At 39.3% G+C, this 26,650-nt stretch carries 22 protein-coding genes; 3 read left to right on the top strand and 19 right to left on the bottom strand.

Annotated features, from left to right (window positions below):
* The 11 genes from AC4MRQ_RS08705 to AC4MRQ_RS08655 form a co-directional block, all read right to left on the bottom strand.
* On the bottom strand, nucleotides 1-210 hold a 210-nt coding region (locus AC4MRQ_RS08705; protein WP_491197278.1), incomplete at its 3' end, for a hypothetical protein.
* A gap of 307 nt (nucleotides 211-517) precedes the next feature.
* Nucleotides 518-1,684 (bottom strand): thioredoxin family protein, encoded by a 1,167-nt coding sequence (locus AC4MRQ_RS08700; RefSeq protein ID WP_491197277.1) that lies wholly within the window; start codon nucleotides 1,682-1,684, stop codon nucleotides 518-520.
* A 78-nt stretch (nucleotides 1,685-1,762) separates the two neighbouring features.
* Nucleotides 1,763-3,073 carry a thioredoxin family protein gene (locus AC4MRQ_RS08695; RefSeq protein WP_491197276.1) on the bottom strand — a complete coding sequence of 437 codons (1,311 nt, stop codon included), beginning with the start codon at nucleotides 3,071-3,073 and terminating at the stop codon, nucleotides 1,763-1,765.
* Nucleotides 3,074-3,092: 19 nt separating this feature from the next.
* Nucleotides 3,093-4,232 carry a TlpA family protein disulfide reductase gene (locus AC4MRQ_RS08690; RefSeq protein ID WP_491197275.1) on the bottom strand — a complete coding sequence of 380 codons (1,140 nt, stop codon included), beginning with the start codon at nucleotides 4,230-4,232 and terminating at the stop codon, nucleotides 3,093-3,095.
* A gap of 17 nt (nucleotides 4,233-4,249) precedes the next feature.
* The gene (locus AC4MRQ_RS08685; RefSeq protein WP_491197274.1) at nucleotides 4,250-4,765 is read right to left on the bottom strand and encodes a hypothetical protein; all 516 of its coding nucleotides are present in this window, start codon (nucleotides 4,763-4,765) and stop codon (nucleotides 4,250-4,252) included.
* Nucleotides 4,766-4,783: 18 nt separating this feature from the next.
* A complete protein-coding gene (locus AC4MRQ_RS08680; protein WP_491197273.1) occupies nucleotides 4,784-6,211 on the bottom strand; it encodes a RagB/SusD family nutrient uptake outer membrane protein in 1,428 nt (475 codons plus the stop codon).
* 23 nt (nucleotides 6,212-6,234) lie between these two features.
* Nucleotides 6,235-9,423, bottom strand: coding sequence for a SusC/RagA family TonB-linked outer membrane protein (locus tag AC4MRQ_RS08675; protein ID WP_491197272.1), 3,189 nt, complete (start codon nucleotides 9,421-9,423; stop codon nucleotides 6,235-6,237).
* A 177-nt stretch (nucleotides 9,424-9,600) separates the two neighbouring features.
* Nucleotides 9,601-11,055: a DUF6242 domain-containing protein gene (locus tag AC4MRQ_RS08670; protein WP_491197271.1), complete on the bottom strand. Its 1,455-nt coding sequence runs from the start codon at nucleotides 11,053-11,055 to the stop codon at nucleotides 9,601-9,603.
* Between the two features lie 222 nt (nucleotides 11,056-11,277).
* Nucleotides 11,278-12,324, bottom strand: a complete 1,047-nt coding sequence (locus AC4MRQ_RS08665; RefSeq protein ID WP_491197270.1) for a FecR family protein — start codon at nucleotides 12,322-12,324, stop codon at nucleotides 11,278-11,280.
* Between the two features lie 99 nt (nucleotides 12,325-12,423).
* A complete protein-coding gene (locus tag AC4MRQ_RS08660; RefSeq protein ID WP_491197269.1) occupies nucleotides 12,424-13,005 on the bottom strand; it encodes an RNA polymerase sigma factor in 582 nt (193 codons plus the stop codon).
* 326 nt (nucleotides 13,006-13,331) lie between these two features.
* Nucleotides 13,332-14,051: a hypothetical protein gene (locus AC4MRQ_RS08655; protein ID WP_491197268.1), complete on the bottom strand. Its 720-nt coding sequence runs from the start codon at nucleotides 14,049-14,051 to the stop codon at nucleotides 13,332-13,334.
* Nucleotides 14,052-14,190: 139 nt separating this feature from the next.
* Between AC4MRQ_RS08655 and AC4MRQ_RS08650 the strand changes: the two genes are divergently transcribed.
* From AC4MRQ_RS08650 to AC4MRQ_RS08640, 3 genes are all read left to right on the top strand, one after another.
* Complete coding sequence (locus AC4MRQ_RS08650) at nucleotides 14,191-15,024, top strand: bifunctional transcriptional activator/DNA repair enzyme AdaA (RefSeq protein ID WP_491197267.1); 834 nt, start codon at nucleotides 14,191-14,193, stop codon at nucleotides 15,022-15,024.
* Between the two features lie 3 nt (nucleotides 15,025-15,027).
* Nucleotides 15,028-15,678, top strand: coding sequence for a DNA-3-methyladenine glycosylase family protein (locus AC4MRQ_RS08645; protein WP_491197266.1), 651 nt, complete (start codon nucleotides 15,028-15,030; stop codon nucleotides 15,676-15,678).
* 140 nt (nucleotides 15,679-15,818) lie between these two features.
* On the top strand, nucleotides 15,819-16,163 hold the full coding sequence (locus AC4MRQ_RS08640; RefSeq protein WP_491197265.1) for an antibiotic biosynthesis monooxygenase family protein: 345 nt from the start codon (nucleotides 15,819-15,821) through the stop codon (nucleotides 16,161-16,163).
* 172 nt (nucleotides 16,164-16,335) lie between these two features.
* Here the strand turns inward: AC4MRQ_RS08640 and AC4MRQ_RS08635 are convergent, their stop codons facing one another.
* The 8 genes from AC4MRQ_RS08635 to kdd all read right to left on the bottom strand — a co-directional run bounded on the left by AC4MRQ_RS08635 (nucleotide 16,336) and on the right by kdd (nucleotide 26,631).
* The gene (locus tag AC4MRQ_RS08635) at nucleotides 16,336-17,691 is read right to left on the bottom strand and encodes a serine hydrolase domain-containing protein (protein ID WP_491197264.1); all 1,356 of its coding nucleotides are present in this window, start codon (nucleotides 17,689-17,691) and stop codon (nucleotides 16,336-16,338) included.
* A 411-nt stretch (nucleotides 17,692-18,102) separates the two neighbouring features.
* Complete coding sequence (locus AC4MRQ_RS08630) at nucleotides 18,103-19,284, bottom strand: acetyl-CoA C-acetyltransferase (RefSeq protein ID WP_491197263.1); 1,182 nt, start codon at nucleotides 19,282-19,284, stop codon at nucleotides 18,103-18,105.
* Between the two features lie 185 nt (nucleotides 19,285-19,469).
* Nucleotides 19,470-20,204: a lysine 5,6-aminomutase subunit beta gene (gene kamE, locus AC4MRQ_RS08625; RefSeq protein WP_491197262.1), complete on the bottom strand. Its 735-nt coding sequence runs from the start codon at nucleotides 20,202-20,204 to the stop codon at nucleotides 19,470-19,472.
* A 4-nt stretch (nucleotides 20,205-20,208) separates the two neighbouring features.
* Nucleotides 20,209-21,771: a lysine 5,6-aminomutase subunit alpha gene (gene kamD / locus AC4MRQ_RS08620; RefSeq protein ID WP_491197261.1), complete on the bottom strand. Its 1,563-nt coding sequence runs from the start codon at nucleotides 21,769-21,771 to the stop codon at nucleotides 20,209-20,211.
* 12 nt (nucleotides 21,772-21,783) lie between these two features.
* Entirely contained in the window at nucleotides 21,784-23,367 is a 1,584-nt protein-coding gene (gene kamC, locus AC4MRQ_RS08615; protein WP_491197260.1) for a lysine 5,6-aminomutase reactivase ATPase KamC, read from the bottom strand.
* On the bottom strand, nucleotides 23,354-24,217 hold the full coding sequence (locus tag AC4MRQ_RS08610; RefSeq protein ID WP_491197259.1) for a KamB family protein: 864 nt from the start codon (nucleotides 24,215-24,217) through the stop codon (nucleotides 23,354-23,356). The genes kamC and AC4MRQ_RS08610 overlap by 14 nt, the downstream gene beginning before the upstream one ends.
* Nucleotides 24,218-24,289: 72 nt before the next feature.
* Nucleotides 24,290-25,573 carry a lysine 2,3-aminomutase gene (gene kamA, locus AC4MRQ_RS08605; RefSeq protein ID WP_491197258.1) on the bottom strand — a complete coding sequence of 428 codons (1,284 nt, stop codon included), beginning with the start codon at nucleotides 25,571-25,573 and terminating at the stop codon, nucleotides 24,290-24,292.
* A gap of 17 nt (nucleotides 25,574-25,590) precedes the next feature.
* Complete coding sequence (gene kdd, locus AC4MRQ_RS08600; protein WP_491197257.1) at nucleotides 25,591-26,631, bottom strand: L-erythro-3,5-diaminohexanoate dehydrogenase; 1,041 nt, start codon at nucleotides 26,629-26,631, stop codon at nucleotides 25,591-25,593.
* Nucleotides 26,632-26,650: the final 19 nt, after the last annotated feature.

Raw genomic sequence — 26,650 nt, 5'->3', positions numbered from 1 at the left:
AACACTTTTGGGATAGTCATCAGATAAATAGTTTGCAAGAGTGTGCGATATGTGGTGCATTCGTTGTTTCAACTCCAGTTCGTCCCAATCGACAGCATAAATTTCCTGTAGAAACTGATCCTTGTTAAAGTCATGTAAAACTGTTTCAACTGCCTCTGTTAAAACTTCGAAGAACTGTTCAGAATAAAGGTCTTTAAATAAATCTGCCATACGATGTGGATTAAGAAACTGTTTAAAACTTCGGCAAAATAAATAAGTACCGGTAAAGATGCAAGAAGAAGGAGATGTGTTAATAACTTAAGTATGATTCCACAGATTTTTCTGCCCTATCAAGGGCAAAGATTTTGTCCTTTTGAGAGTAATGATTCCTGCTAAATGCAATGAGGATATCCGGAATAACAGTAAAGTTTTTGGATATCCTCATTCATATTTTATTCTGCTTCCCTCTCAATAATTCATACTGTGAGCTGCAGTTAAAAGGCTTTGATCAGGAAGCGGTAATCGTTACCGACTGGCTTTAGTTATTCACCTGTTGCTTCAATTGCTTAATGCGTTCTTCCAGCTGATTGATTTCCTGCTTGTCAAGCCCGGCTTTCTTTAAAATTTTGAGCTTCTCTTCGAGGTAAACGATGTTATTGGCCAATGGCCACCGGCTGACCTCAAAGGCCTTTTCCATCCATTGAGCGGCCTGCAGATAATGTTTGCTTTGGGCATTTGCATCGTTGTCAATGGCCTTAGCCCAGTTGTAGTAAAGGAATGAATTGTCGGCATCGTGATAAGCCAGATTTATATTATCATTTACCTTGTCAATATAGTCGTCCCAATTTTTCTCTGCACGACAAATGCTTTCTTCTATGTAGGCGATCATTTTCTCACGACCTACGACTTTACGCTTCTTTAATGTTTTACCATATTGTTTAAAGCCATCATAATCGACCTGGTCTTTCTTAACCAGAGAATGTCCATAGCTCAGGTAGCTTTGAAATAATTTCTGATCGATTTCTTCCGGCGGATATTGTTTTTTAAACTCATTCTGATGTTTATCGAACCAGATAAAAGCCGGTGAATAAATATCGCCCGCATAATCTTTAAGCAGGTTGTAGTTTTGTTTTTCAAGCAATGCACTGCCTTTTACTTTCTCAAAATAAGCCTGCAATACCGATTGAATGATCTGCTTTTCGTAGGCATTACCCAATGCTTCAATGTAACGAAGCATGGTTTGATAATCATCGGGTCGGGCTTCGTATTGACGCTTTAAATCGGCCAGTCCTTTACCATCAATAACCAATTGTGCTGTTTTTATCAGGTCTTCAGCTTTAGGCGCACCAACTGTTTTATGAAGTTCGTTCCCATCTTTATCAACCCAGATAAGAGTGGGGAAGGCCTTTATATTGAATTGCTTCTTGAGCTCAGGTCCTTCACCTTTTTCCATATCTATTTTATAATTGATAAAATGTGTGTTAAACAGTTGACCAACTTTTTCCTGCGGAAATACATTTTTTGATAGCATCTTACAAGGCCCACACCATGATGTATAACAATCGATAAAGATTGCCTTGTTTTGTTCTTTAGCCAGCTGCTTTACTTCACTCCAGCTGCCATGTGTGAACTGAATGCCTTCTTCGGACTGAGCGAAAATTCCTCCAATAATGAGGCTTAAAAATATCGTTAATAAAGTCTTCATATTTCTAACATTTGCAACAAACGCTTTGAAAATGAATCCAAAGCGTTCGTCTAATAAAACCAAATATAAACCAATCTTTTAGTGGCCTCCCATTCTCATTGCCGGGATAGCACGGCCACCTGTTTTGCCTTCAGCCTTGGCTTCCTGCGCTTCTTTATACGTTTTGTCCAGTAATTGACGATGTTTAGGTGTAATATTAACAAACAGGTCATTCATTGCTTTGGCAACTGCCAGACGTTCGCCTGTAATGCCGGCTTTTTGTAAGAACTCATAGCTGTCGCGATAAGCAATAGATAAGCTGAACATATCCAGTTCTGCATTATTATATTGTGCTGCAATGGCGTCATCCATCAGGTCAGAAGCTCTTTTGTAGATGGCCTTATCTTCGCAATCCTTAAGACGATTTAGCAGGTTAAAGCCAACTTCGGCATAATACTTAGGATTTTTAGCAAATCCTTCAGCAAATTTCTTTTCAACCACATCCATGTAACCGTCATAGTCGCCAACATTAACCAGTAAAGCTCTGTTGGTATAATCCTTCACGGCATCAATACGGTCAAAACCGTTTGTTTCCATTAGGTTCAACAGTTTATCGAATTTCTTCTGATTAAATTCACTTTTGGTTTTAACATCTGTCAGATCACCAGCATGGCCGTAATATAAACCAGACTCAAAGTATTCGCCTTTAAAGCCATTCTCTTCAATAAACTTCTGCTTGTTCTTAAAAAAGTATGACGCTTCTTTGCTAAACGGATCTTTTACATAGCGGCTCAGTAACCAGAAATAGTCCTTTTTGTGCCAGTCAGCTTTCGGAATCATTTTCAGATAATGCAAGGCCACCTCTTCAGCTTTGGGATCACTCACTTTAACAAGATAGCTCAGGTAATCCTCAACTGTTTTCAGATCCTTCTTATTCTTTTTGTATGCTGCTGCCAATGCTTCGGCACGTTTAGCTTCAGCAGGAGCACCCTTAGCTTCTTTAATTAACTCTTCTGCCGGACGGAATCCTACCACACGGTGTAATACCTTTTCGTTGGAAGGGTCGATGAATAACATGGTAGGGAAAGCTGATACACCAAATTTATTTTTCAGATCAACTCCTTCACCTTTTTCACAATCAATTTTCACATTGATAAAATTGGCATTAAAGTAGTCACCAACTTCTTTCTGCGGGAATACTTTTTTGGACAACATCTTACATGGGCCACACCACGTAGTGTAACAATCGGCAAAGATTAATTTGTTTTCGCTCTTTGCTTTGGCAATTATTTCCTCCCATGATCCATGTGTAAAGTGAATACCTTCTCCGTCTGTATTATCTGCTTTTGTAACGTGCGTAAAAGTTACGAGAAGCAAACACACTGTTATTATAGAAATTACTTTCTTCATCTTAGTTCTTATTTGTTGATTACTTAGTTAGCAGTTCCTCAAGTTTTTCGTCTATTTTTTTGCCTCTCAGCTGTTTGGCAACAATCTTGCCATCCTTGTCGAGGATGATAATGAAAGGAATGCCACTGAATTGATAGTCTTTCATCGTTTGCTTTCCGGCTTTTGGTGCTAACACCTGCGTCCAGGCCATTTCTTCTTCAGCAAGTGCTTTGTGCCAGTCTCCTTCTTTTTTATCGATGGAAACACTTAATAGCTCAACTCCCTCAGGGTGATATTTTTCATACACTTCTTTTAAGTGAGGAATTTCATTACGACATGGACCGCACCATGAAGCCCAAAAATCAATCACCACAATCTTTCCCTTATAATCTTCCGGAGAAACCATTACTCCGTCAGGTGTAGGGTAAGAGAAATGAGGAGCTACTTTACCCAGTTTTACTTTTTCGGCAGCAGCACGGGCATCTTCCTTGTCTTTAATGTATTTTAAAAGAGGTGGGTAAGTTGGGTTAGTTTTTTTAAGAGTTGCAAGGGTTTCGTCAATCAGTTCTTTATCTGTTTTGTCGCGCAGACGGTTAACTACAGCAAGTACGCTGTTTCTGTCGGCATATTCCTTAGCTAAAAACCGGAAACGGGCTCTATCGTCATCGCTGGCAACACCATATAATTTTCCGGCTATCTCACCATATTTCTCAGGAATATCTTTTGTCGCCTTATACACAGTCTGAGATAAGCCGATCATCACCTGGTACGAACGGTAGTTAAGAAAGTTGAGGTGGTTCATTACCTCATTTTTAGGACCGCCGTGAATGTAAACATATGGCGGATTTTTAATCTTGATTTTAGCTGTGTCCTGTCCGCGGAAATCAATAGCTAGATTTTCATCTTCAGCCCAAAAACGAACCGACTGCCACTTCTGGCAATCCAATGTATATTCACCCGGTACAGTAGTATTCATTTGGTAATGATAGCTTCCGTCATCAGCTAACTGGAAAGAGTCAGTCACCACCTTCTCACCGTCACGGTACTGTGAGATATACATTTTAAAACGGTTGTCAGGAAATTTCACCTTACCACTAAGGGTAATGGTATCAGTTTGTTTATTATTACAGGCACTCAGCAATGTGATTATTACCATTGCTAATGTTAGTCTCGTGTTCATTCGTTTTTTATTTAGTGTTATTCAAACTTCTTTTCTATCGCTTTTTTCATCAGGAACCATTCGGCTTCAACAAGCTTTATCATCTCTTTTTCCTTTGCTTTATCCCTGATGCCGAATATGCCTTCAAACTGGAGATACGAATCATCCTCATCGGCTCCGACTATAAGGCGAATAACCCAGGGCTGATCATAGTAATCTGAACGAGTGATGTAATAGGCGATTAATTGTTCGTTTTTGTCTAATACACTCACTTCCTGCTGTCGATTGGCATCGTTAGGTATGGAAAAACTTAGTTTGGCATCCCTGGCAATGGCCGGGCATTTTAAGTCTTTAACTTCCGGTATGGATTGATAAAGAGCCCTGGGTGAAGAGATGTACTTCCATACCGTTTCAACAGGTGCATTCACTGTCATTCCTTTGATCACTTTGGGGGCTATGCGCTTGGCCGGTTGCATCTGAGCTTTAATAGCAGGTGCAAACAAAAGGGCAATAGCAATCACCACCAGTGCTCTGCTGATTTTGTTCTTGTTCATTATGTGTGTTAGTTTTTGTTAGTTGGATGTATAACCTTCGTTTTGTTTGACCACTCCGTTACTGATCTGAACTTCACGCAACGGAATCGGAAGTACCTTTTTGTTGTCCGGCAAATCAGGATTATACAATGGTCTGTCGGTTCTCAGGTGATCAAAACGGGTGAAGCCTTCAAAAGCCAGCTCTTTATCCCGTTCGAGCAATACCCGCTCAATAAATAAGCTGGTCGATGCAAAATCACCAGTTTCATATGCATCATCATCGGGATTAGCTCTTAAATGAATCTTATTCAACTGGTCAACCATTTCCTGCGTTACAGTGGCTGAGGTGCGGGCAAGAGCTTCTGCTTTTGACAAAATGATTTCAGGTAAACGCATCATAGTCATGTTGTCGCGACCACTGTCATTCGGATACTTTTTTGTCACATAAACAGTGTTACCCTGATACAAGATTTCATTCATTAAGTTAAGCTTTCGCAAGTCGGTGTCTTCAAAATTGTTAATGAGTGATTCACTGTACCAATAATTGTTATAATTATAGTAGATGTTATTGCCTCCAAATTGCCAGTTTCCACCATTCGAACTAACAGGGAATCCGAAGATATGCTCCGTTGAAAATGGAATAACAGCGTCATTTGGGTTCGGAGGGAATATCTTCAGAACATCGTCCTCTAGCGTATATTCGCTATAAGTCATAAATTGGTTGGCATGATTCAATGCATTGGCATAATCGCGTTTGTGCATATACGTGCGCACCAGCAATGCTTCACATGTGGCTTTATTGGCTCTGCTCACTCTGTTCTCAATATCTGTTTGTTCGCCTGGAGCAGGTAAGTCTTCAATTGCTTCTTGCAAATCTTTTATGATTTGTGCAAAAACTTCGTCATTGGAATTACGGGGACGGATGTCATTGTCACGGTCGAAACCATTATAATGTTCAAGATATAGCACAACACCATCTTTTTGAAGCTGATCCATAAGAGCTCCGTCACCATACCAACCTAGTAGACGCAAATAGGCATAAGCCCTGATAAACTTAGCTTCGGCCATATGCTGCAGCATGTACATCTCATCATACATGCCCAGCTCAGGAATTTTATAAAGAAGCAGGTTTGCCTGTACAAGTGCTGCGTAATATGCTTCATAAATTTGCTGCAAGTTAGCATCTTCCGGTAAGATAGCTCCGTTATTAATCTCATCGTAAGTCCGGGCTGCTGCTGCACTATATTCGCATGTTGACGAAGTAGCTTCTGCCATGATATAGTCCTTTGTTGAAGCACTAAACAACAAGTGGTAAGTTCCGGCTACAGCAGATTCAGCAGTTGAAAACTTTTCGAATACTTTGTCTTCAATGATGGTATCTTCGGGTGCCAAATCCAATTGTTTGTCACAAGCAGTTAAGAATATGTAAATGCTTGCCAATCCCAGTATAATATATTTTGTCTTCATACTTTTAATCTTATTGGTTATTCTTAAAAGCTAATGTCAACTCCAAACTTTATTGATTTTGCTTGTGGCATAGTAATTTCATCATAACCACCGAGAACGGCACTTGAGCCATAGGCGCTTACTTCAGGGTCAATTCCGCTATATCCGGTTAAAGTAAACAGATTGGTTCCCTGAGCATATACTCTGATCCGATCCATATAAAGCTTCTTAACCCAATTATTTCTAAATGTATAGCCAAGCGTAATGTTTCTTAGTCGCAGGTAAGAGGCATCTTCCAGAAAACGATCGTTCAGACGACTTACATCATAACCACTTAATCCACTGGACGCCCAATTTGGGTCGACGTATACCGTTGTTGCATTATCTAATTTTGGAACATCAGTTTGGTGTCCGGGAATTTTCCAATAATCGAGAATATCTCTTGAAAGATTATTTGATTCAGGCAAGGTATATGTCATTAGTGTTGCTTGCGTTCCATTATACAGTTCCTGACCAACTGAGAAAGAGAATGCGAAATTCAATTCCCAGTTTTTGTAACGAATGTTATTGCTGAAACCACCGTAGAAATCCGGCATGCTGCTTCCGGCAGAATATCGATTAGCCAATGGGTTATCAGAATCGAAAACAGCCTGCGGAGGTACTTCACTAATCGTACCATTATCGTAGCGCCATTGCGGATTACCTGTCATTGGATCAACACCAACCCAATCATACATGTAAAACTGATTAAGGCTTTCGCCAACAACAAATACTTTACGTTCCAGACCTTGGTTTTGAGCCATTTGATAGCCTGCTTCATTAAGACTTAAGAGCTTATCTTTGATGTGAGAGATGTTAAATGAACCGGTCCATAACCAATCTTGGTTTTGGAAAATTGTACCGTTAACCAACAATTCAATTCCTTCATTTTTCATGTCACCAACGTTTTGTTGCTGTGTACTCCAGCCCATGTAGAGAGGCACCATATCACTGGCAAGCAGATTGTTGGTTCTTTTATAAAAATAATCAAGTGTAATGTCCAGTTTGCCATTAAACAAAGATGCATCCACACCTAAGTCGAGTGACGTTGTTGTTTCCCATTCTAGATTAGGGTTAACCGATTGGGAATTGAACAGAAGTGGCACTCCATTGTATTGTAATGTTCCACCATTCATTGTTCTGTTATCTCTTGTCCACTGTCCCTGGTTACCGTAGTAACCTCCGAATGAACCATCAAGCCCGGTTAATCCATAACTGGCGCGTAATTTTAACTCACTCAGCCAACCTCTGGAATTATCCATAAAGCCTTCTTCGCTTAGAATCCATCCGGCTGATAGAGAAGGAAAACCACGATATCGTTCGTTTTTACTGAAACGTGAGGAGCCATCAATGCGATAGGTAAATCCTGCCAGATAACGATCCTTATAACGGTAATTTAAGCGGGTAAAGTACGATACAACTGCCCACTCCTGAGTAATTGCATCTAATACACGTTTGTCAGTTGCTGATTGTATACTTTTTTCACTATCATCAAAAAAGCCTGTTCCCGTTACGCGCATGCGGCTTTCTTCTGATGTTTCAAAGCTTTGCCCAATAATCGCATTCAACATGTGGTTGTCGGTGATCTTTCGAATGGTCAATACATTATTAACCACATATTTCAGATTCTGATTGGATGCTGATGTGCCTGTACCATCAGGATTTTGAGGGGTTGCCAGGTTACGGTTGTATGATTTAGTACTGTATAGGTCGATTCCAAATTCAGATTTAAAACGTAGCCAGGGTAAAGGTTTTAGTTCTGCGTAAAAGTTTGAAATAACACGTGTGTCCTTAACTGTATTATCTTCATGAGCCAAAGCAACGGGATTGCCAAGGTGTCCTGAAATGTTATTGATGTTGTCTTCGAAATCTCCAATGTTAGGGGTATGGAAGAAATAACTACCATCAGGATGATAAACTGGTATATTAGGGGACATCATTACTGCATCCCTGTATACTTTTTGACTATTTAATGCTGAGTTTTCAATTAGCGAATAGGTTGAGTTAGTTCCAAAGTTTATCCAGTCAGCAGGGCTGATATCAAAATTAGTTCGAACACTATTACGGCTAAAATCCTGATTAATAATATATCCTTCCTGATCAAATCGGTTAAAACTTATGTAGTAAGATGTATTATCCGTTCCACCTGATACTGAAGCTCTGGTTTCTTGAGTGATTCCTGTTCTTAATACCTGATCTAACCAATCAGTGTTATAGGTAGTAGGAAATGTTGCTGCTGAGCCAATAGCCTCATTAAACTTCGTATAAATTGAGCTGAATTCATCTGCATTTAGCAGGTCCGGTGTTCCGATTGGTTGGCTCAATTCAACCGAGTGACCAATGTTTATCTGTGGTTTCCCTTTTTTTCCTTTTTTGGTTGTAACTAGTATAACACCAGCGGCTCCTCGCGAGCCATAGATGGCGGTTGAGTAGGCATCTTTTAGTATCTCTATTGATTCAATATCGTCGGGGTTAAGAGCAGCTAAAGGGTTGCGTTCAAATTCCAGAGGTTGTGAGTAACCATTGCTCACCGAGTTGCCTCCTACTGAAGCTCCGGCAACTGTACCATTACCAAAATCAATATTGTTAACTGTTTTACCCGTTCCATATACAGGTACTCCATCGATAACAATTAATGGGTTACTATCGGCATTAAGTGATGAAAGACCCCGAATAGTAATAGATGTAGCGCTACCGGGTGCACCACTGCTCAGGTTTACGTTAACTCCCGCCACTTTACCAACCAATGCATTATCGAAGCTGGGGGCAAGGCCGGCTATATCTTCAGCAGTAATCTTAGACACCGAGCCGGTTAGGTCTCGACGTTCCTGCACGCCATATCCCACAGTAACAACTTCGCCAAGTGCTACCACGTCTTCAATTAATTCGGCTTTAATAAATTCTTGTCCTTTATAAACTATTAATTGGTCTTTGCAACCAATACATGAGATGCAAATGGTTTGTCCTTCCAGAATTTGGAGAATCTGAAACTCTCCATCCATACCCGACACATCGCCTCGCATGGTTTCTTTAATGTAAACATTAGCCCCTGGAATGGGCTCTCCCGTTTGGGAATCAATAACAATCCCTTTAACAGTTGCAGGTCGCAGTTCGGTTGCTTTAACCGATTCCTGTCCTAAGAGGTTGATGGTGGTTAAAAGCCATAAGCCAATTATATAAAATGCTTTGTACATGGCAGTAGATTTAGTACCCGGCATATGCTGATAGGTAGATTATAAAAATAGATTAAGATTAGATATGAAAATAGATTGAAAAAGTAAAGAAGAGGGTGTCCGAAAATTAAAGTATATAACTATTAGTCAAGTTCCCTTTTATAATTTCCTGATTTTCGGATACCCTCATTCCTGCTATTATAATTTATTTAACTTACCGCTCCACACATCATTTAATGATGTCAGCTCTTCAGAGTAAGTTACTTCCTGGGTGTCAGGGTCAGTTGTGCTGATTTTTTCTGCACTGTATCCACCAACAATCCATACTTTGTTATTATCATCTAAATAAACTGAATGACCTGCACGAGGAGTAAAGCCTTCTGGTAATAAAGCGTCTTCTTCAGGTGCTACCCATGTAGCTCCGTCATCTTCAGATACTAAAATTTCTGATGTACAAACACCTAAACCGGTTTGTCCGCCGATTAGCCATAGCTTGTTGTCGTAAGAAATAACACCTGCACCCATACGTGCTGTAAAGCCACCTGTAGATACTTTGCTCCATGCTTTACCATCGGCACTGCTCCAAACGTCACTTGAAAGGAACCCACCGCTTATCTGGCCACCAATCATAAACATTTTGTTATTGTGAACAACGTTAGCTGAATAACGACGTGGTGCTTCTTCGGGCAGGATATCAGTATCAGCTTCTTCCCATGCAACCATATCGCCTGAGTTGTGAATACGGTTTGACAGCCCTTGAGGACCGAAAAGCTCTGCATCAGGATCTTTAGCACCTGAAATACTTCCAAATACAACTTTTTGTCCACCTACAACCCAAAGTTTATTATCAACAGAAAAGAAGGCTGAATTAACTTTACCGCCATCAAAAGTATAGGTATCTGTCAATTTGGTGAATGTATCGCCGTCAGTACTTTCCCATAACTCAGCAGCACCTACGCCCATTGGGAATCCCCAGGGAGAGCCGATCGTTAAATATCCGCTTATGTATAGCTTGTTGTTATGAACAAACATGGTGTGATTCTTTCCTACAGGGAATGTAGCTGCATCAACAGTCGCTTCAGTCCATGTCTGGCCATCCTCAGAAGTATAGTATTTAGAACTTGCCAGATCGTTGGCAGTACTGCCATATAAAGCACGGTATTTACCATTGAAAAAAACGCTTTGTACAGTTTGGTAAGCATCGCTGGTAATAGCAGCTTGCTCTTTAACCCAGCTTACACCCTCCGGATTTACCTGCGACACTTTAACGTCAACCTGGTAAGTGATTTTTGTAACACCATCTTCAGCTGTAACCACATAATTAACAGGCGAACTGAAATCATTTTCAGTTGCTTCACTAACCTGTTCAACATTACCAACTGTTACAACAGTATTGGTAATTGCTTCAAACTTGGCTACTAATGCAGAAACATCGGCCATGTATGGTAATTCATCTGTATTGGTAATGGTGTAGTTAGTCTGATTGATTTCAAAAGAAATATTTTCAAGTCCCGGAATGTTATCATCAGCCATAAAGCTAAATGAAGTTAAACCAGTTAATGAAGACTTTGGATCATCATCTTCACAAGAAGTCAGAACTAATGTAGCGGGTAATAGGATTCCCATTACAAATTTTAATAAATTTGTTTTCATACAATTTAAGTTTTAGTAAATGAAGACGGTAGTTTGTAAATGATTAAGGGAAATAATTGTTACAGACTACTGTCGTTTTTTATTAATAACTAAGAATTTTTCATTTTTAGCAGGATACATTTATCCCATTATCATTGATTGGTATCAATAATTCAATCGCAATAACATTGCTACCGGCCGTGTAGCATTGCCAGCGTTTATCTTATTAATGTGTTAGCTATCTTATGAAAAAATAACTGTTATTTTCCTCTTTGTCTCTTTTACCTCTTTTACTTCAGAACCAAAAACCTCGTCAATTAATTCCCGAACCGAAGGGTGATCAAAACTTCCCGAGTAGTTTTGATAAGGGCTTAAGTTACCTTTAAATTCAACTTGCTTCCCATACCAATCGGCTATCTTAAAAGCCAACTCATGTTGCTTTAAATTACTAAAACAAAACACTTTATCTTTCCAGCTGAAAACATCACAGTAGTTGCCTACGTTTGTTTTAGCCATATTATCATCATTGGAATAGGTTGCTCTTTGTCCTTGCTTAACTTTAGTACTGACCGGTGTTGTTGGTTGCTTTTTTTCTCCGTTCTTAATAGAAGGTTGTAGTTTAAACATAGGGATAATAACCTTCTTGTATACTGTATCTACAATTGTTACCTCGCCTTCTTCAACAGCAACATCAAGATTATCGGATTCGCTATCTATGGCTAATTTGCCCTTAACAGCAATGGCGCAACGTTTCCCTGAATTAACGATCAGTGGAAGGTGTGTTGCTTTTTCGTCAATTTCTATATAGGCTTTGCCTTTCAGCAGTAACTCTCTGTTTTTTAAGTTGTAATTATCATTGTAACTGATCTCACTGCCTCTCGACAGGAATACTCTTGATCCGTCAGGCAGGTAGAATGAAGTAACAAGCTCTGTTCCGGTTACTTTATTTGTGAAGCCATGTCCTAGCTCATCCTCTCCATACTCACCTAACGCAAGGGGTATAAGCGCAATCAAAACTAAGATAGCGGCAACTTTTACTAATTTACTTATACTAAACGAGCTGTGATGTTCAATTTTCTTTTGGGATGATTTGCTTTCAATTTTTTCCCAGATAGCACTTTTTCGCAGTTGCTTTTGTTTAATGCCAATACTCCGCATCATTTTTTCGTAAGCAAGAGCATTTTCATCACTTTCTGCCACCCAATTGAATAGTGCTTCGGTTTCAGAAGGCGTAATATCACCACTTATTTTTCTGGTGATCAAATGCTCTATGTCTGCTAATTTTGCCATTTTATTCTTCTTCACTTTAAAGACTCAGATTGAATGATATTCCGTTACTCGTTTTTGAAAAAAAATCAAAATATTTTTAATGTGCACACTAGTAGTGTTTTATGATTGTAAAAGAAGTATAATTAATTTGAGTCCGTAATTTTTTATTACTTCCATAATTCGTTTTGTTGCCTTTTTCAGATGTACATCCAACGTGTTTTCGGTAATTGATAATCTCCTGGCAGCTTCTTTGTATTTCAAACCATCTTCGCGAACTAATTTAAAGGCTTCTTTACACTTAGGAGGAAGTTCGGCAATGACTTGCTCAACTTTCTCGTTTAATTCATCCATCTCCATTAAGGATTGAGGGCTCAGATCCTTTTCTCTCAGATGATCAAAAGTATTATCGATGACAATTGTATCTATTTTCTTTTTGCGAAGGTAGTTAAGGCATTGGTTCTTAAGTGAAATAAACAAGTAGCTTTTAAAGTTACTGATACCTTGTAATTGTTGCCGGTTATTCCATATTCTGGCAAACACATCACTAATAACCTCTTCTGCATCCTGATAGGTGCAATAAAGTGTGGTAACATCAAAAGCGTAATTGTAATACTTTTCAAATAATTGATTAAAAGCATACTGACTACCCTCCAATATTTCCGGAATTAGCAGATTATCCGATTGTTTTCCGAATTTTTCCATGGTTATCGGCGCAATATAGTGAATTTTAATTATTGACTTTCAGCCTTACATGATGAAATAAATTCAGGACATGATATCCATAACAATCGGATGTGTTCATTTAAACTTATAACTATATGATATTTCAACAGAATGAATTACCGATCTAAGCTCGCAACGTTGATTCCTTAATACATGTTGAAATTATGGCGAGGAAGACCAATTAAAAATTATAAGCTGCAGGAGACCTTAATTTCATTACAGGAGTACTATTGATTATTACAGGAGTATAAAATACTTTACAGGGAATTAAAAATATGAGCAGGAGCATAAAAATATTATATTTTTTACTTCCTGTTATTAGCATAGTGCTTCCTGTAATAAAATGAGGTGTATTGTGCATATTTCTTATCATCATTATGGAATGTATACTTCCCACATGTTCGTATCTCTTTCATTTTTTGGCTTAAAAGAGTGTAGACTCTGTCGCGCCAGTTTTTAAAGGAAGCCTGAGAGTTGTTACCAGTTCGACTGTTGGCTAGTTTTTCTCCAAGTTGATGAGCCAACTGTTTTGCTTTTGTACATTGATCAAAATCGAAGTTGATACTGGTCAAAACAGGTTTGTACTTTTGAGCTATATTGGCCAGCAGAAGCAGGTCATGACTTAAATGCTTGTTGACCCGGTTATGGTTGATTGTTCTTAACTTCTTTTTTATTGAAGGATGGCAGTGAAATGCATAAAAGAAGTGGCGGAGCAATTCTTTTTTTAATGCGAGTGCTTCCTTTTTTATTTCCAGCCATTGTTGTTGCTCAGTCGTTTTGCCGGATACACTTCGCCAGATGGCTTCACAGTGCCTGAGAGTATTACTTAAAGGCATTAGATCCTCCACTTTTTGCCAATCAAGTCCGGCCTTTAATAACTGTGTTTTGTCATTCCGGCATGTAACCGATAGCGATTCTGCTTCGCCGCAAAGTATTTTAATAGGTATTTTGGGGCTTTTAACAACTTGATTTGGAATCTTGGCAAGGATTGGTTTCCATTGCTCAAAGGCCTGTTCATATGACATAGTGTAGCGATGAGAGGTTAATTAGCATACACTAAGATAATAAAGATGCTATTAACTTACTTCATACTATAATCGCAAGAATCGGGTTTTTTGAACGGACTGCGCGTTCTAGTTTTGCATATAGCTTATATTTACCATCATGGAAGATACGAAACAATATTATTATCATACAGTTGCCAGAGCCATTGAATACTTGGAGAATAATTTCAGGGAACAGCCTGATCTGAATGCTATTGCCAATCATGTACATATAAGTCCCTTTCATTTTCAGAAACTGTTTACCGAGTGGGTTGGTGTTTCACCCAAAAAATACTTGCAGTTTTTGAATGTCAACTATGCCAAAAAGCTATTGCAACACCAAACCGTTTCAGGAACGGCACATGAGATAGGATTATCTGGAACAGGGCGGTTGCATGATATGTTTGTTAATATAGAGGGGATGACACCTGGTGAGTACAAGAATGGTGGTAGGAACCTGTCCATTAACTACCATTATGCACCATCAAACTTTGGAAAGGTATTGGTTGGATCAACTGCTAAGGGAGTGTGTTATATTGGTTTTTCAGATGATAGGCAGGATTCGCTAAACGAGTTGATTACACTATTTCCCAATGCAACACTAAAAGCTGGTGAAGACGAATTACATCAACCTGTTGTTAGTTTTTTTAATGCCAACTGGCAGGAACTGCAACAAGTTAAGTTGCATCTTAAAGGAACGGCCTTTCAGTTAAAAGTGTGGGATGCTTTACTTAAAATACCAGCGGGTGGATTATCAACCTATGGAGAAATTGCCCAGATGATAAGTCAACCTTCGGCATCCCGTGCTGTAGGTACAGCAATCGGTAGTAATCCGGTAGCTTATTTAATCCCTTGTCACCGGGTGATACGTGCATCGGGTGTTATTGGTGGATACCGGTGGGGGAGTGTGCGGAAGAAAGCCATGATAGCATGGGAGGCAGCCAAAAGTATATAATCTATGAATACAGAATATTTTCAATATGGTAAGAAAGAAGTTGACCACCTGAAAAAGAAAGATCAAGTGTTAGGGGCAGCAATGGATCGGATAGGAATAATTAAGCGGCCTGTTATTCCAGATTTGTTCTGTGCACTGATGCATGCCATTATTGGTCAGCAAATATCAACTAAAGCACAAGAAACCATCTGGAAACGGTTATTGGATTTAACTAATGAAGTGAATGCAGGTACCATTCTGAGTTTTTCAGATACAGATTTACAGAGCATTGGGCTCACTTTTCGCAAAGTAGATTACATTAAAAATATGGCTCAAAAAGTGGCTAACAAAGAGTTGAGGCTTGATGAACTCTCAAAACTAAACGATGATGAGGTGTGTTTGGAGTTATCCGCATTAAAAGGCATTGGCACATGGACAGCAGAAATGATCATGTTGTTTTCGATGCAGCGTATGAATGTACTTAGTTATGGTGATTTAGCTATTCATAGAGGCATGCGAATGCTTTATCATCATCGCGCTATAAGACCTAAGTTATTCAATAAATATTGGCACCGCTATTCACCTTATGCATCGGTGGCCAGCTTGTATTTGTGGGCCATTGCGGGTGGAGCCATCCCGGAAATGAGAGATTATGCACCTAAAAAAAATAAATAAATGGTGATTGAGTATTTAATGCATGGGACTAAATATCAAAGTTGATTTATTACTTCCTAAGCATTCCTTAGATGCTAAGGAAGTTCTGTTGAATTGCTTAAAACCGTTAGAATTAAAAACTATTGATTTACACTAATAACATGATTGCAGTAATTTTTGAAGTTTTTCCAAAGGAAGAAAATAAGGAGGAGTATTTGGATATAGCCGCAAAGCTAAAGCCTTTGTTGGCAAATGTTGAAGGATTTATATCTATTGAACGTTTTGAGAGTTTGCAAACACCCGGTAAATTATTATCACTTTCGTTTTGGGAAAGTGAAGAAGCAACTGAAAAGTGGCGAACCGAAACTTTACACCGGAAGGGACAAGAGGCTGGAATGGATCATATTTTTTCGGATTACCGGATACGTGTTTGTAATGTTGTTCGTGATTATTCTCTTTCAGACCGGATAAATGCACCAAAGGATAGCAATGCGTACCATGGATGATACTGATATAATTAGACTAATTACAATTTCAATTACAACAAAAGAGACATGTAGAACAACTTCCTAAGCATCATTGAGATGCTAAGGAAGTAAAGGAAGTAATATTCATAAAGCAAGCCCGCTGTTTTGGTGGGCTTGCTTATATTTTGAATTCAGAACGGCAGTTAAATTATTATTTCAGGTTTTTAGCAATATATTCAAATGCTTTCATTTTTGTTTTATTGCTTGGACGCGCAGAGTTTGAAGCTGATGAGGCACTTCCAAAATGAGCAATAATCACATCATTTTCTTTATCAATATATAGTCCTTGTCCATAAACACCCCTTGCCGTAAATACTTTAGCATCACTGTCGTGGATCCACCAAAAGTTTTTGTAACCTCTGAGTTGATTGTCGTACATTACACCATCAGGATCAGCTCTGTAAACACTTCTTTCACAGGCTAATCTTTCCTCCTTGGAAAGGCTTATTGTTTCATCGATAAATGATTTTGGAAATACTTGTTGTCCGTTAATCATTCCATCATTCAGAATTGCATAACCAAAACGTGCAAAATCTCTTAAAGTGGTCATGAAACCTCCTGTTGCAATAGGATTAAATGCGGCATCAGTTAACATCTGAGCATCGTGTTCAGTACCTAATTTCTGCCAGATTCGTTCTGATATTACCTCTTCAAGTGATTGATTAGTGACGCGTGAAATAATTAATCCGATAATATCAACATTTGGCGAGTGATACTCAAATTGCTCGCCAGGAGTTTTATTAGGATGACGCTCCAGGTTAGGAAGGAATCCTAAAATTCCTCTCGGAGTATCATCTTTTAATGGGTCTGTTGCCATCAAGTCAAATGCGGGAACAAAACCAATTCTTCTGAAATATTCAAAATGAATAGTACCGGGTCTTAAGTCAGCATAATCCTCCGAATAATTAATGGCACTCACCATATTCATTACCTGCTGAAGGGTCAAACCATCAAAGGCACTGCCTTTCATTTCCGGCAGATAAGATTCAACAGTTCTGTTAAGATCTATCAGGCCTTCTTCAACCAGGATGCCGGTAAGCATGCTCATCAATGATTTTGTTGATGAAGCCCATATGTGTGAGTTATTTTCTTTAAAATCGCCAAAGTACTTTTCATATCTTATTTCGCCATTTTTAATAATGATAATACCATCAGTATCATCCCCCACTAGTGCATCCATTACAGTCATGTCATTGGTGTCGGAGAACTTATGGTTAACGATATCAGTATGTTCGCCTTCAGAAAACATAAAAATATCTCCACCCCTCGGAACCATTAAGGAAGGGAACACGGTTGCATTGCGAAAGGCCCAGTTATTGAATGGTTGCTCAAATGCATTCATCAATGTTACCTGCGACTCTGCACTGGCAGGGTAACCATCCATAGGTTTAATGGCCTCCTTATCTTGTTTGATGTTCTGTGCTTCTGGTTTTACACTATAACCTGTTAAAAGTACTACCAGGGCCAACCAGAGTTTTGATGTGCTAAAAAATAAATTAGTTTTCATGATATTTCTCTTTAATTTGGTTAATTATATATTACAAACATATACACACCTTTGGGGATGTTTTAACCTATTTCAGCCATCTGATATCCCGAAACGACCAAACTGCTATTTTGTAAGATTCAGAGTGTTTTCAGACCATGTCAATAGTGAATTGATTGATAATTCAAGGATCCGATCTTTATTGAAAAAATGCATATAAAGATCGAATCCCTACACCTAAGAGTATATTAAGAATGGTTGTTCACCAAAACGGATCGTATCTTTATTTACATTATGGATATAAAGATACGATTCGTAATATTCCTGTTTCACTTTTGTATTTGCAGGCGTAAACAAAAAGAGCCCACTATAATAGCGGACTCTTCCAATAGACTAAAGGTTTAAGTTTAAAATAGGACAATAAACTTCAATTTACAATTTTTCCACACACATGGCAATGCCCATACCACCACCAATACAAAGTGTAGCAAGACCTTTTTTTACTTCTCGCTTCTTCATTTCATGCACAAGTGTGGTTAAGATACGTGTTCCACTGGCACCAATAGGGTGACCTATGGCAATAGCACCTCCGTTCACGTTGGTGATTTCAGGATTCAATTCTAAATCTTTCATCACAGCTAAAGACTGAGCAGCAAATGCCTCATTGGCTTCAATCAGTTCCAGTTCGTCTTTATTCCAGCTGGCTTTATCTAACGCTTTGCGAACAGCTTCTACCGGGCCAATACCCATTATTGAAGGTTCGGTGCCATGCCATGCATAAGATACAATCTTTGCCATTGGTTTTAATCCATATTTTTCAACCGCTTCTTTACTGGCAACAATAATAGCTGCAGCACCATCATTAATACCTGAAGCATTGGCAGCAGTTACAGTTCCCTCTTTTGAGAATGCAGGACGTAGTTTAGCCAATGAATCGGCAGTTACACCAAAACGTACGAACTCATCCTGTTTAAAGATGATAGGATCTTTTTTTCGCTGTGGTATTTCTAGTGGTACAATCTCATCTTCAAAACGCCCTTTATTAATAGCTTTCTCGGCTTTGTTTTGTGACTGGGCTGCAAAAGCATCCTGCTCTTCGCGCGTTAAGTTGTATTTGTTAGCCAGATTTTCAGCCGTAATACCCATGTGATAGTTGTTGAAAATATCAGTCAAGCCATCAAATACCATGGTGTCAACTAATTTACCATCACCCATGCGGTAGCCTGTTCTGGCTTTAGGTAGAATGTAAGGAGCCTGCGACATGTTTTCAGCACCGCCTGCAATAATCAACTCTGCATCTCCTGCTTTAATTGTTTGTGCTGCCATGGCAACAGTACGTAATCCCGAGCCACAAACCATGTTAATGGTCATGGCTGTTTTTTCTTTAGGAATACCAGCTTGCATGGCGATTTGTCGTGCAATATTCTGTCCATGACCAGCTTGTAATACGCTTCCCATTAGAACTTCATCAACTTCAGAACCATTAAGTTTGTTACGCTCTAAAAGAGTTTTTACAACAGTAGCTCCCATCTGCGCAGGAGAAATAGTAGATAAAGTTCCTCCAAAATTTCCAATTGCTGTACGGGCAGCATCAATGATATAAATTTCTTTCATGATTAATATTTTAGTGCACGGTGCTTTTTAGTGCACGGTGCTTAGTTGGTTGATTCTTTTAATTCGATCTTGTTGCTGGCGCGGAATCGAAGATCAGCGTAGCTAATTGTTATCCTTGCCTTCTTGTTTTTAATGTTAGCACAGGTTACAAACCTGCGCTAGGGACTGCCAGAAACTATAAGCCATTAGCTGGATTTCCTTTCCACCATTTTCTCCACAATAAACGAAGCTACATTTTCAGGATAGGTGCCACGACCAAAACCTACATCATAACCTAATTCCAGTGCCAGTTTGTTACTGATGCGCGGACCACCGGCGCAGACGATTAGTTTAGAACGTAAGCCTTCAGCTTCCAATAACTCAACCAGATCAGTCATGTTCTGAATATGCACTTCTTTTTGTGTTACCACCTGCGATACCAAAATAGCATCAGCATTTAACTCCACAGCCTTTTTAATCAGTTCCTCGTTAGGCACCTGGGCACCCAGGTTATAGGCTTCCATCATTGGATAGCGCTCTAAACCATAGTGCTGGTCAAAGCCTTTCATGTTCATTATAGCATCAATACCCACCGTATGAGCATCTGTTCCTGTACAGGCTCCAACAACTACCACTTTACGTTTAATATTTTCTTTAATGTAGTTATTCACTTCATAAAAATCCATTGACTTTTCAACGGCTTCTACTTCTATTTTATCGTAGTCGATCTGCTGTTGTGACTTACCATACACGACAAAGAAGGAGAAGTTTTCAGAAAGCGGGTTGGAATGAACCACTTCCACTTCTTCAAAACCCAGTTTGTGTGCATATTGTTTAGCTGCTTCATCTGCTTTTGCTGAGTGAGGTACAGGCAAAGTGAACGAAAGCTGCACTGCACCATCGTTCATTGTATCTCCATAGGGACGTATCATGTTATCCATTTCCTTACTTTTTTAATCCTAGTTCAACTTCCAAGTAATCGTAAACCGGGTTAAAGTAGTCTGCTGCTTTTTCTTTCACCCCGTCAAAGCCTTTACCACCATGTTTTGGTCGGCTTACTTCTGCAAACATTTTTTGTTCGATTGAATCAAAAAGGCCTTTCCCGTTGATTTGCTCCAGGAATTCGATGGTTTCATCCAGCACGTTTTGTGCACGTGTTTGCATAACTCCATCTTTCTTGAATTCAATATCATTGGCAAAATCCTTGGTGTTGTTCAGGATATAACGTGCATTTTCAACAGCCAGGAAGCGATCCTGCATAAAAGGTGTATGAATAGCTTCTGTAAGCATACCAAGCAATAAAATGCCCTGGTTGGTTGATTTGGCAATGAAGTTAAACATGGCATTCATGATATAGCCTTTAAATACATCACCTGTCATATACTTGGTTGGAGGCATGTATTTCAGTGGTGCTTCAGGGAAGATCTCGCGTGCCATTTGTGCTTGCGCCATCTCGTATAAGAAACCGTTTTCTATCTCCGGATTCATCTCAAAGGCATGACCTAAGCCCATTAACTTGGCTGGCAAGCCTGAGTCGTAAGCAAATTGTTCGTTGATAAACTGAGAAGCTGTTACTGTAAATGCTTTTTCGTAGGCGTCCGATGTGGTCAGATAATTATCTTCACCTGAATTAATCACAATACCGGCAAAGGCATTAATCATGCGAGAGAATTTTTGGTCAACAAAGGTACGGTACATGTTAATATCACGGAAAAGCACACCATACATCGAGTCATTCAGCATCATATCCAAACGCTCTATGGCACCCATTGCAGCAATTTCCGGCATGCACAGACCGGAGCAATAATTAACCAGTCGGATGTATTTTCCCGTTTCATTGCCTACTTCATCCAATGCTTTACGCATAATTTTGAAGTTTTCCTGTGTCGCATAAGTACCTCCAAACCCTTCGGTTGTTGCTCCGTAAGGAACAAAATCAAGCAGGCTTTGTCCGGTCGTTCTGATTACTGCAATAATATCAGCTCCCTGACGGGCAGCGGCCTGTGCCTGGTTGACATCTTCGTAAATATTACCGGTAGCAACGATGAGGTAGAGGAGAGGTGCATTTTCTTTCTCTTTATACTCGGTTATTTTAGAAGTCCGGTAAGCCACATTACCTTTAACACGGTGCGAAAAAGCCGCTACCAGTTCCTCAGCTTTCTTTTGAATCAAAGATGTGTCGGTCAATTCAATGCTTGAGATGTCCAATCCGTTGGCAATTTCATTATTCAATTGCTCAACAGTGAGATTTTTACGCAGCATGGCATTGATGTAATACTTCGAAGCACCATACTGAATGTTATCACCTAAAGCGTTCACAATAGCATTGGGCACTGGTACATCATCAGTTGTTACGCCGTCGGCACCTAACATTCGAAGCGTAGCACGCTCAATGGCAACTGTGGTGTGCTTTTCGATATAGTCGTTAACAGGCCGGGTAATTTGCTTTGAGAGTTCCCGTGCTCTGCTAATTTTGTTTTTATCAAGATTTAGTTTTGATTCTGTCATATTATTTTGTCTTTATTTTCTTTCCAGATAGTCGTTTGCGTAGTTCATTATTTCGGATTGCAGTCCCAGTATGCTTGCAATGGTTAATGCGTCTTTTGCTTGTTGTTTATCGTTATCTTCAATGATTTCATATTGCATAAAAGCATTGATCAGGCGGATTTTCTCACTGATTTCGTCAGACTGTTGCTCGCAATGTCTTTCAAAGGCTTGTTTGTTGAGTCCTTTCATGCGATATTTTGTTACACCTTCAATGCCGGGGACATTAATAAAATGAGTGGAATAGAAACCGTTGAGGTTCTTATTTTGGGTTGTATATTTTAAAACCGCATAAAGGATAGCTTTAGCTTCGGTGGCATTGGTTGTTTTAGCCAATTCATCTACGAATAGCAATCGTGTCTCATGGTCTTTGAGTGCGTTCGTTAGTTGGTGAATTTCCTGACCGAATGAACTAAGACCTTCGATGCCATTATTAGAAGCGGTACCTAAAATATGGATGGCAGAATACACCTTGGTATTGAATTCAGTAGCCGGAATCCTGAACCCTAATTGCGTTAACAATTGCAGAAATGCCAAGGTTCTGAATAGGACAGTTTTGCCACCCATATTAGAACCCGATAGTAATACTGTATTACTATTGAATGATGCGTTTAATGGTGTATAAGAAAGCTTTTTGTCCTGATGCTTTTCCCATAAAGGATAATAAATCCCTTGTTTCACCATCATCTTATCAGATCGATAGGCAGGTTTAGTAAGTTTGTATTTGAGTGCCAAACGAGCTTTAGCCATTGTTACATCTAATAATCGGATGGACTCGATGGCATCTGCTAATTGTTCTTTTTTCTGTTGAATAATGTTTGATAGGTTGTTGAGTATCTTTTTCTCAACTTCAGACTCATTAATTAGCAGTTGTTCTTTCTCAACCTGTTTAGACAGGTAGTTTTTGCCATAAACGGGCTTTACTTTAATAAGGTGTGAATCGTAAAACTCGCAGGTGAGTTCTTTGGCATCCAACAGCTCCTCGTGAGTTTTGTCAACTAATACAAATTCACTACCATTAAAATTTAATTGGTATTGATCCTGAATTTGTGATAAAGTTGTCTGACGGATAGCATTAAGCTCAGTATCGAGTTTAGCAATGTTGTTGCGAACAGCCTTTAGCTTTTCATCGAATGATGAGGATAGGTAAAACGATTCTCCATTATCATTATCAGGTGTTAAGGCGTGCAACACGGAATCGAAATCGTAATTCAGGCCGATTGTTTCCTTAATGTCGTTTGTTAAGAGGGTGTTTATGGATCTAAAGTGAATAAGGAATTTCTTAATCAGATGAATGTCAATAATGTCATAAACATCTTTATCCAATGTGTTTAGCCTGTCAATGCGGCTCAGATGGTTTTCGATTTTGAGGGACGAATTTTCTTTTGAACTGATTAAATCGATGAGTTTATCTGTAAGAAGATGAACATTGTCCAATTCCTCAGCCGAAGTGTAATATGGCATACTATCCTTATGCTCGATTCCATACGGCGTTAATGGCTTGTACTTACTGTAAAAGCTCATGAAATCGGTAAACTCTATGACTTTATTGATGCACATAAGGATTATAAATCAATTCGGTTTTAATTCCTTTGCCTTGATACATAAGCTCAAATTCATTTTGGCTCACATCTTTTAATATCACTACAAAGCCTTTTAGGTTGATTGAGTTTTTGACTTTTATCTGAACCTGGTTTGTTAATTTCTTTAGCTGTTCGTAAGTCAAGAAGATCGAAGTCAGGTTATCGATGACAATATTTTTGTGCTCAGCAGTTAAGATGTTAATTTTTGCGGTTGTTAATGCACCTTCCAAATGTAAATCATCACATCCTTTGCCGGCTTTTTTTAGGCTGGCACTAAATGATAGGAGTTGCATTTGTTCCATTGCTTTCTTCAGGTTTCGCCTGTCGATATTCACAACGTAATAAAAACCACCATCGTCAATAGCACTTACCGGTGTCAGGCGACTGGCAGCTCCATCAATCACTATTGACCGGTAACCTAATTCATTCTTCAAAAAGTAGGTTACCTGCTGAAGTTGCTCATTGTGTTCCGGTCCAATTAATTCAATAGTGCCGCTGCGTTGAGTTCTTGCCGCTACCAATTGACCAAGGGGTGTTTTAATTGGGAAGGCTTTCTCAATTCTGAATTGCCCGTTACTTTTTTTAAGCATCGGATAACTGGTCACCACTGCGTCGCCTTCCTCTGTTTTGATCAATGGTTTCGTTCTGCCATCGATCTGGTCATATTTTTCCCCATCAATGCCAATTGTTGTAAAAGCCGGTGCTTCAACTTTTCTGATCTGGTTTAAAGCCCAATTCATAAAGGTTGTTTTACCAGCATTTTTGCGATTACCCATCACAAAGGTGGTATTGTTTATAAAGCGATATGGAGAATTGACGCTATGCATGGTTTGTAAGAAGTGGCTGATTGAATTTCAATCAGCCACTGGTTTAGTTGTATATGAATTGTTTTAGAGAGTTTAATGTTTACCGTTACCATTTGTGCGAATCTCTCTTCGCATGGATTGAGGCTTGATGGTTCCACCTTCGTTTAATAATTTAGCTACCCCATCTTTGGCAACCAATGCATCACTATTACAGAAATCGCAATCTTCCATTTTGTGTCCCTGGTAATCCGAAGGTTGAGTATAGCTGGTAATCATACCTTCGTAGTTACGCAATACTACACGCTTTTCAGTTTGCGAAATCAGGTAATCCGGCATAACCGGAATCTTGCCACCACCACCTGGTGCATCTACAACAAAGGTTGGTACCGCCATACCAGATGTATGTCCGCGAAGGTTTTCAATAATCTCAATACCCTTAGAAATGGTTGTTCTGAAATGTGAAATACCTTCAGATAAATCGCATTGGTAGATGTAATAAGGTTTTACACGGATGCGTAATAAATCGTGCATGAGGGCTTTCATAACGTTGGAACAGTCATTAACCCCTTTTAAAAGTACTGATTGGTTACCCATCTGAACACCTGAGTTGGCAAGCTTTTCGCAAGCCTGACGTGCTTCTTCCGTAATTTCTTTTGGATGGTTGAAATGCGTGTTAACATATACCGGATGGTGCTTCTTAATGGTGTTGCACAGATCATCGGTGATACGCTGCGGCAGTACAACAGGCATACGGCTGCCGATTCGAATCACTTCCACATGATCGATCTTACGCAACTCTGTTAAAATATAATCGATACGGTTATCGCTTAAAATAAGGGGGTCTCCACCAGAGATCACCACATCTCTGATTTCAGGTGTTTTAGCAATGTATTCAAAAGCTTGCTCTAAATGACCTCTGGCCATATCCTCATCGGTTTCACCTACAATGCGGCGACGTGTACAATGACGGCAATACATTGAGCATTCGTGCGTCACCAATAGCAAAGCACGATCAGGATAACGGTGTGTTAATCCGGGAACCGGTGAATCAACATCTTCATGCAAAGGGTCGTTTAAATCCGATTCAGCAATATGTAATTCATTTGACACCGGAACGGCAAGCTTGCGAACTGGACAGTTTGGATCATCCTTGCTCATTAAAGCTGCATAATATGGCGTAATAGCCATTTTGAATTTCTTTAATGTTTTGGCAAGGTGTTCCTGTTCTTCTTCGCTTAATGGCAACACCTTTTGCAAACTAGGAATGTCACGAATAGCATTACGCATTTGCCACTTCCAATTATTCCAGTCCTCCTCACTTACATCCTTAAACAATGGGATGCTTTTGTAATCAACGTTTGAAAATAGTCGTTTCATTTATGTAGTTTTTTCTTTTACGTATATAACTCTTCGTATAACTTTCGGATTTTTTCATTCTTACGAAGGATGTCGATGGCTATATCTGCATGTCCAATGGCATATCCGTTACCGATTAGCATATCCACGTCTTTACCAACACCTTCAGCTCCCAGGGCAGCTTTAGTAAATGAAGTCGCCATACTAAAGAAATAAACTGTTCCCCGATCTTTACACATCAGGATGGTACCCATCTCTGTATTTGGGATATTAACGTTGTTGATAACAACGTCTGCCATTTCGCCTTTGGTTAGCTCTTCAATGGTTTGGTAACACTGAAGTGCATCAGTTGCATTTAACTTTATGGCATGATGACATACTCCCACTTGTTTCAAGCGTTCGATGTTTTCATCTGAGTAATCAGCACCAATAACCACACCTTGTTCACCTACTATTTGTTTGGCTACTTCACAGCATAAAATACCTGATTTTCCGCCTGCACCAAGTACTACAACAGTATCACCTTTTTTAACTAAACGCTCTGTCTGCGCTGGTGCTCCACATACATCCAATACTGCCAATGACAATGTTTCTGATAGATCATCAGGCAGTTTTGCATAAATGCCACTTTCAAATAAGATGGCCTTACCTTTAATCTTTACCTGATCAATCTCTGGCTTAATGTCAATTATTTCTTCAATAAAAAGTGGTGTTAGTGATAATGAAACTAAAGTAGCAATGCGATCACCTTCCTTTAAATCAATTTTGCCATTAAGTGCCGGGCCAACTTTATCGATTGAACCGATTAACATACCGCCAGAACCAGTCACCGGATTTTTCATTTTACCTTGTTTACTCACAATATCAAGGATAATGGCTTTAATTTCTTCAATGTTGCCATTGGCCTGCTCCTTAATCTGAGTGAAACTGGCTGAGTCAATATTTAAAACATCAACATCAATCAAAATCTCATTATCAAAGAGTTGATTCATGTTATTGTCAACCTTTGTTGCCGGTTGTGGCAAAACACCTTGCGGTTCAACGACGCGATGTGTTCCGTATTTATTACCTGTTTTCATTTTATATCTGTCGATAAAA

The sequence above is a fragment of the Carboxylicivirga sp. genome (genome assembly GCF_982718395.1).
Note: the sequence above shows the minus strand (reverse complement) of the source record. Positions and strands in the feature narration are given on the sequence as shown.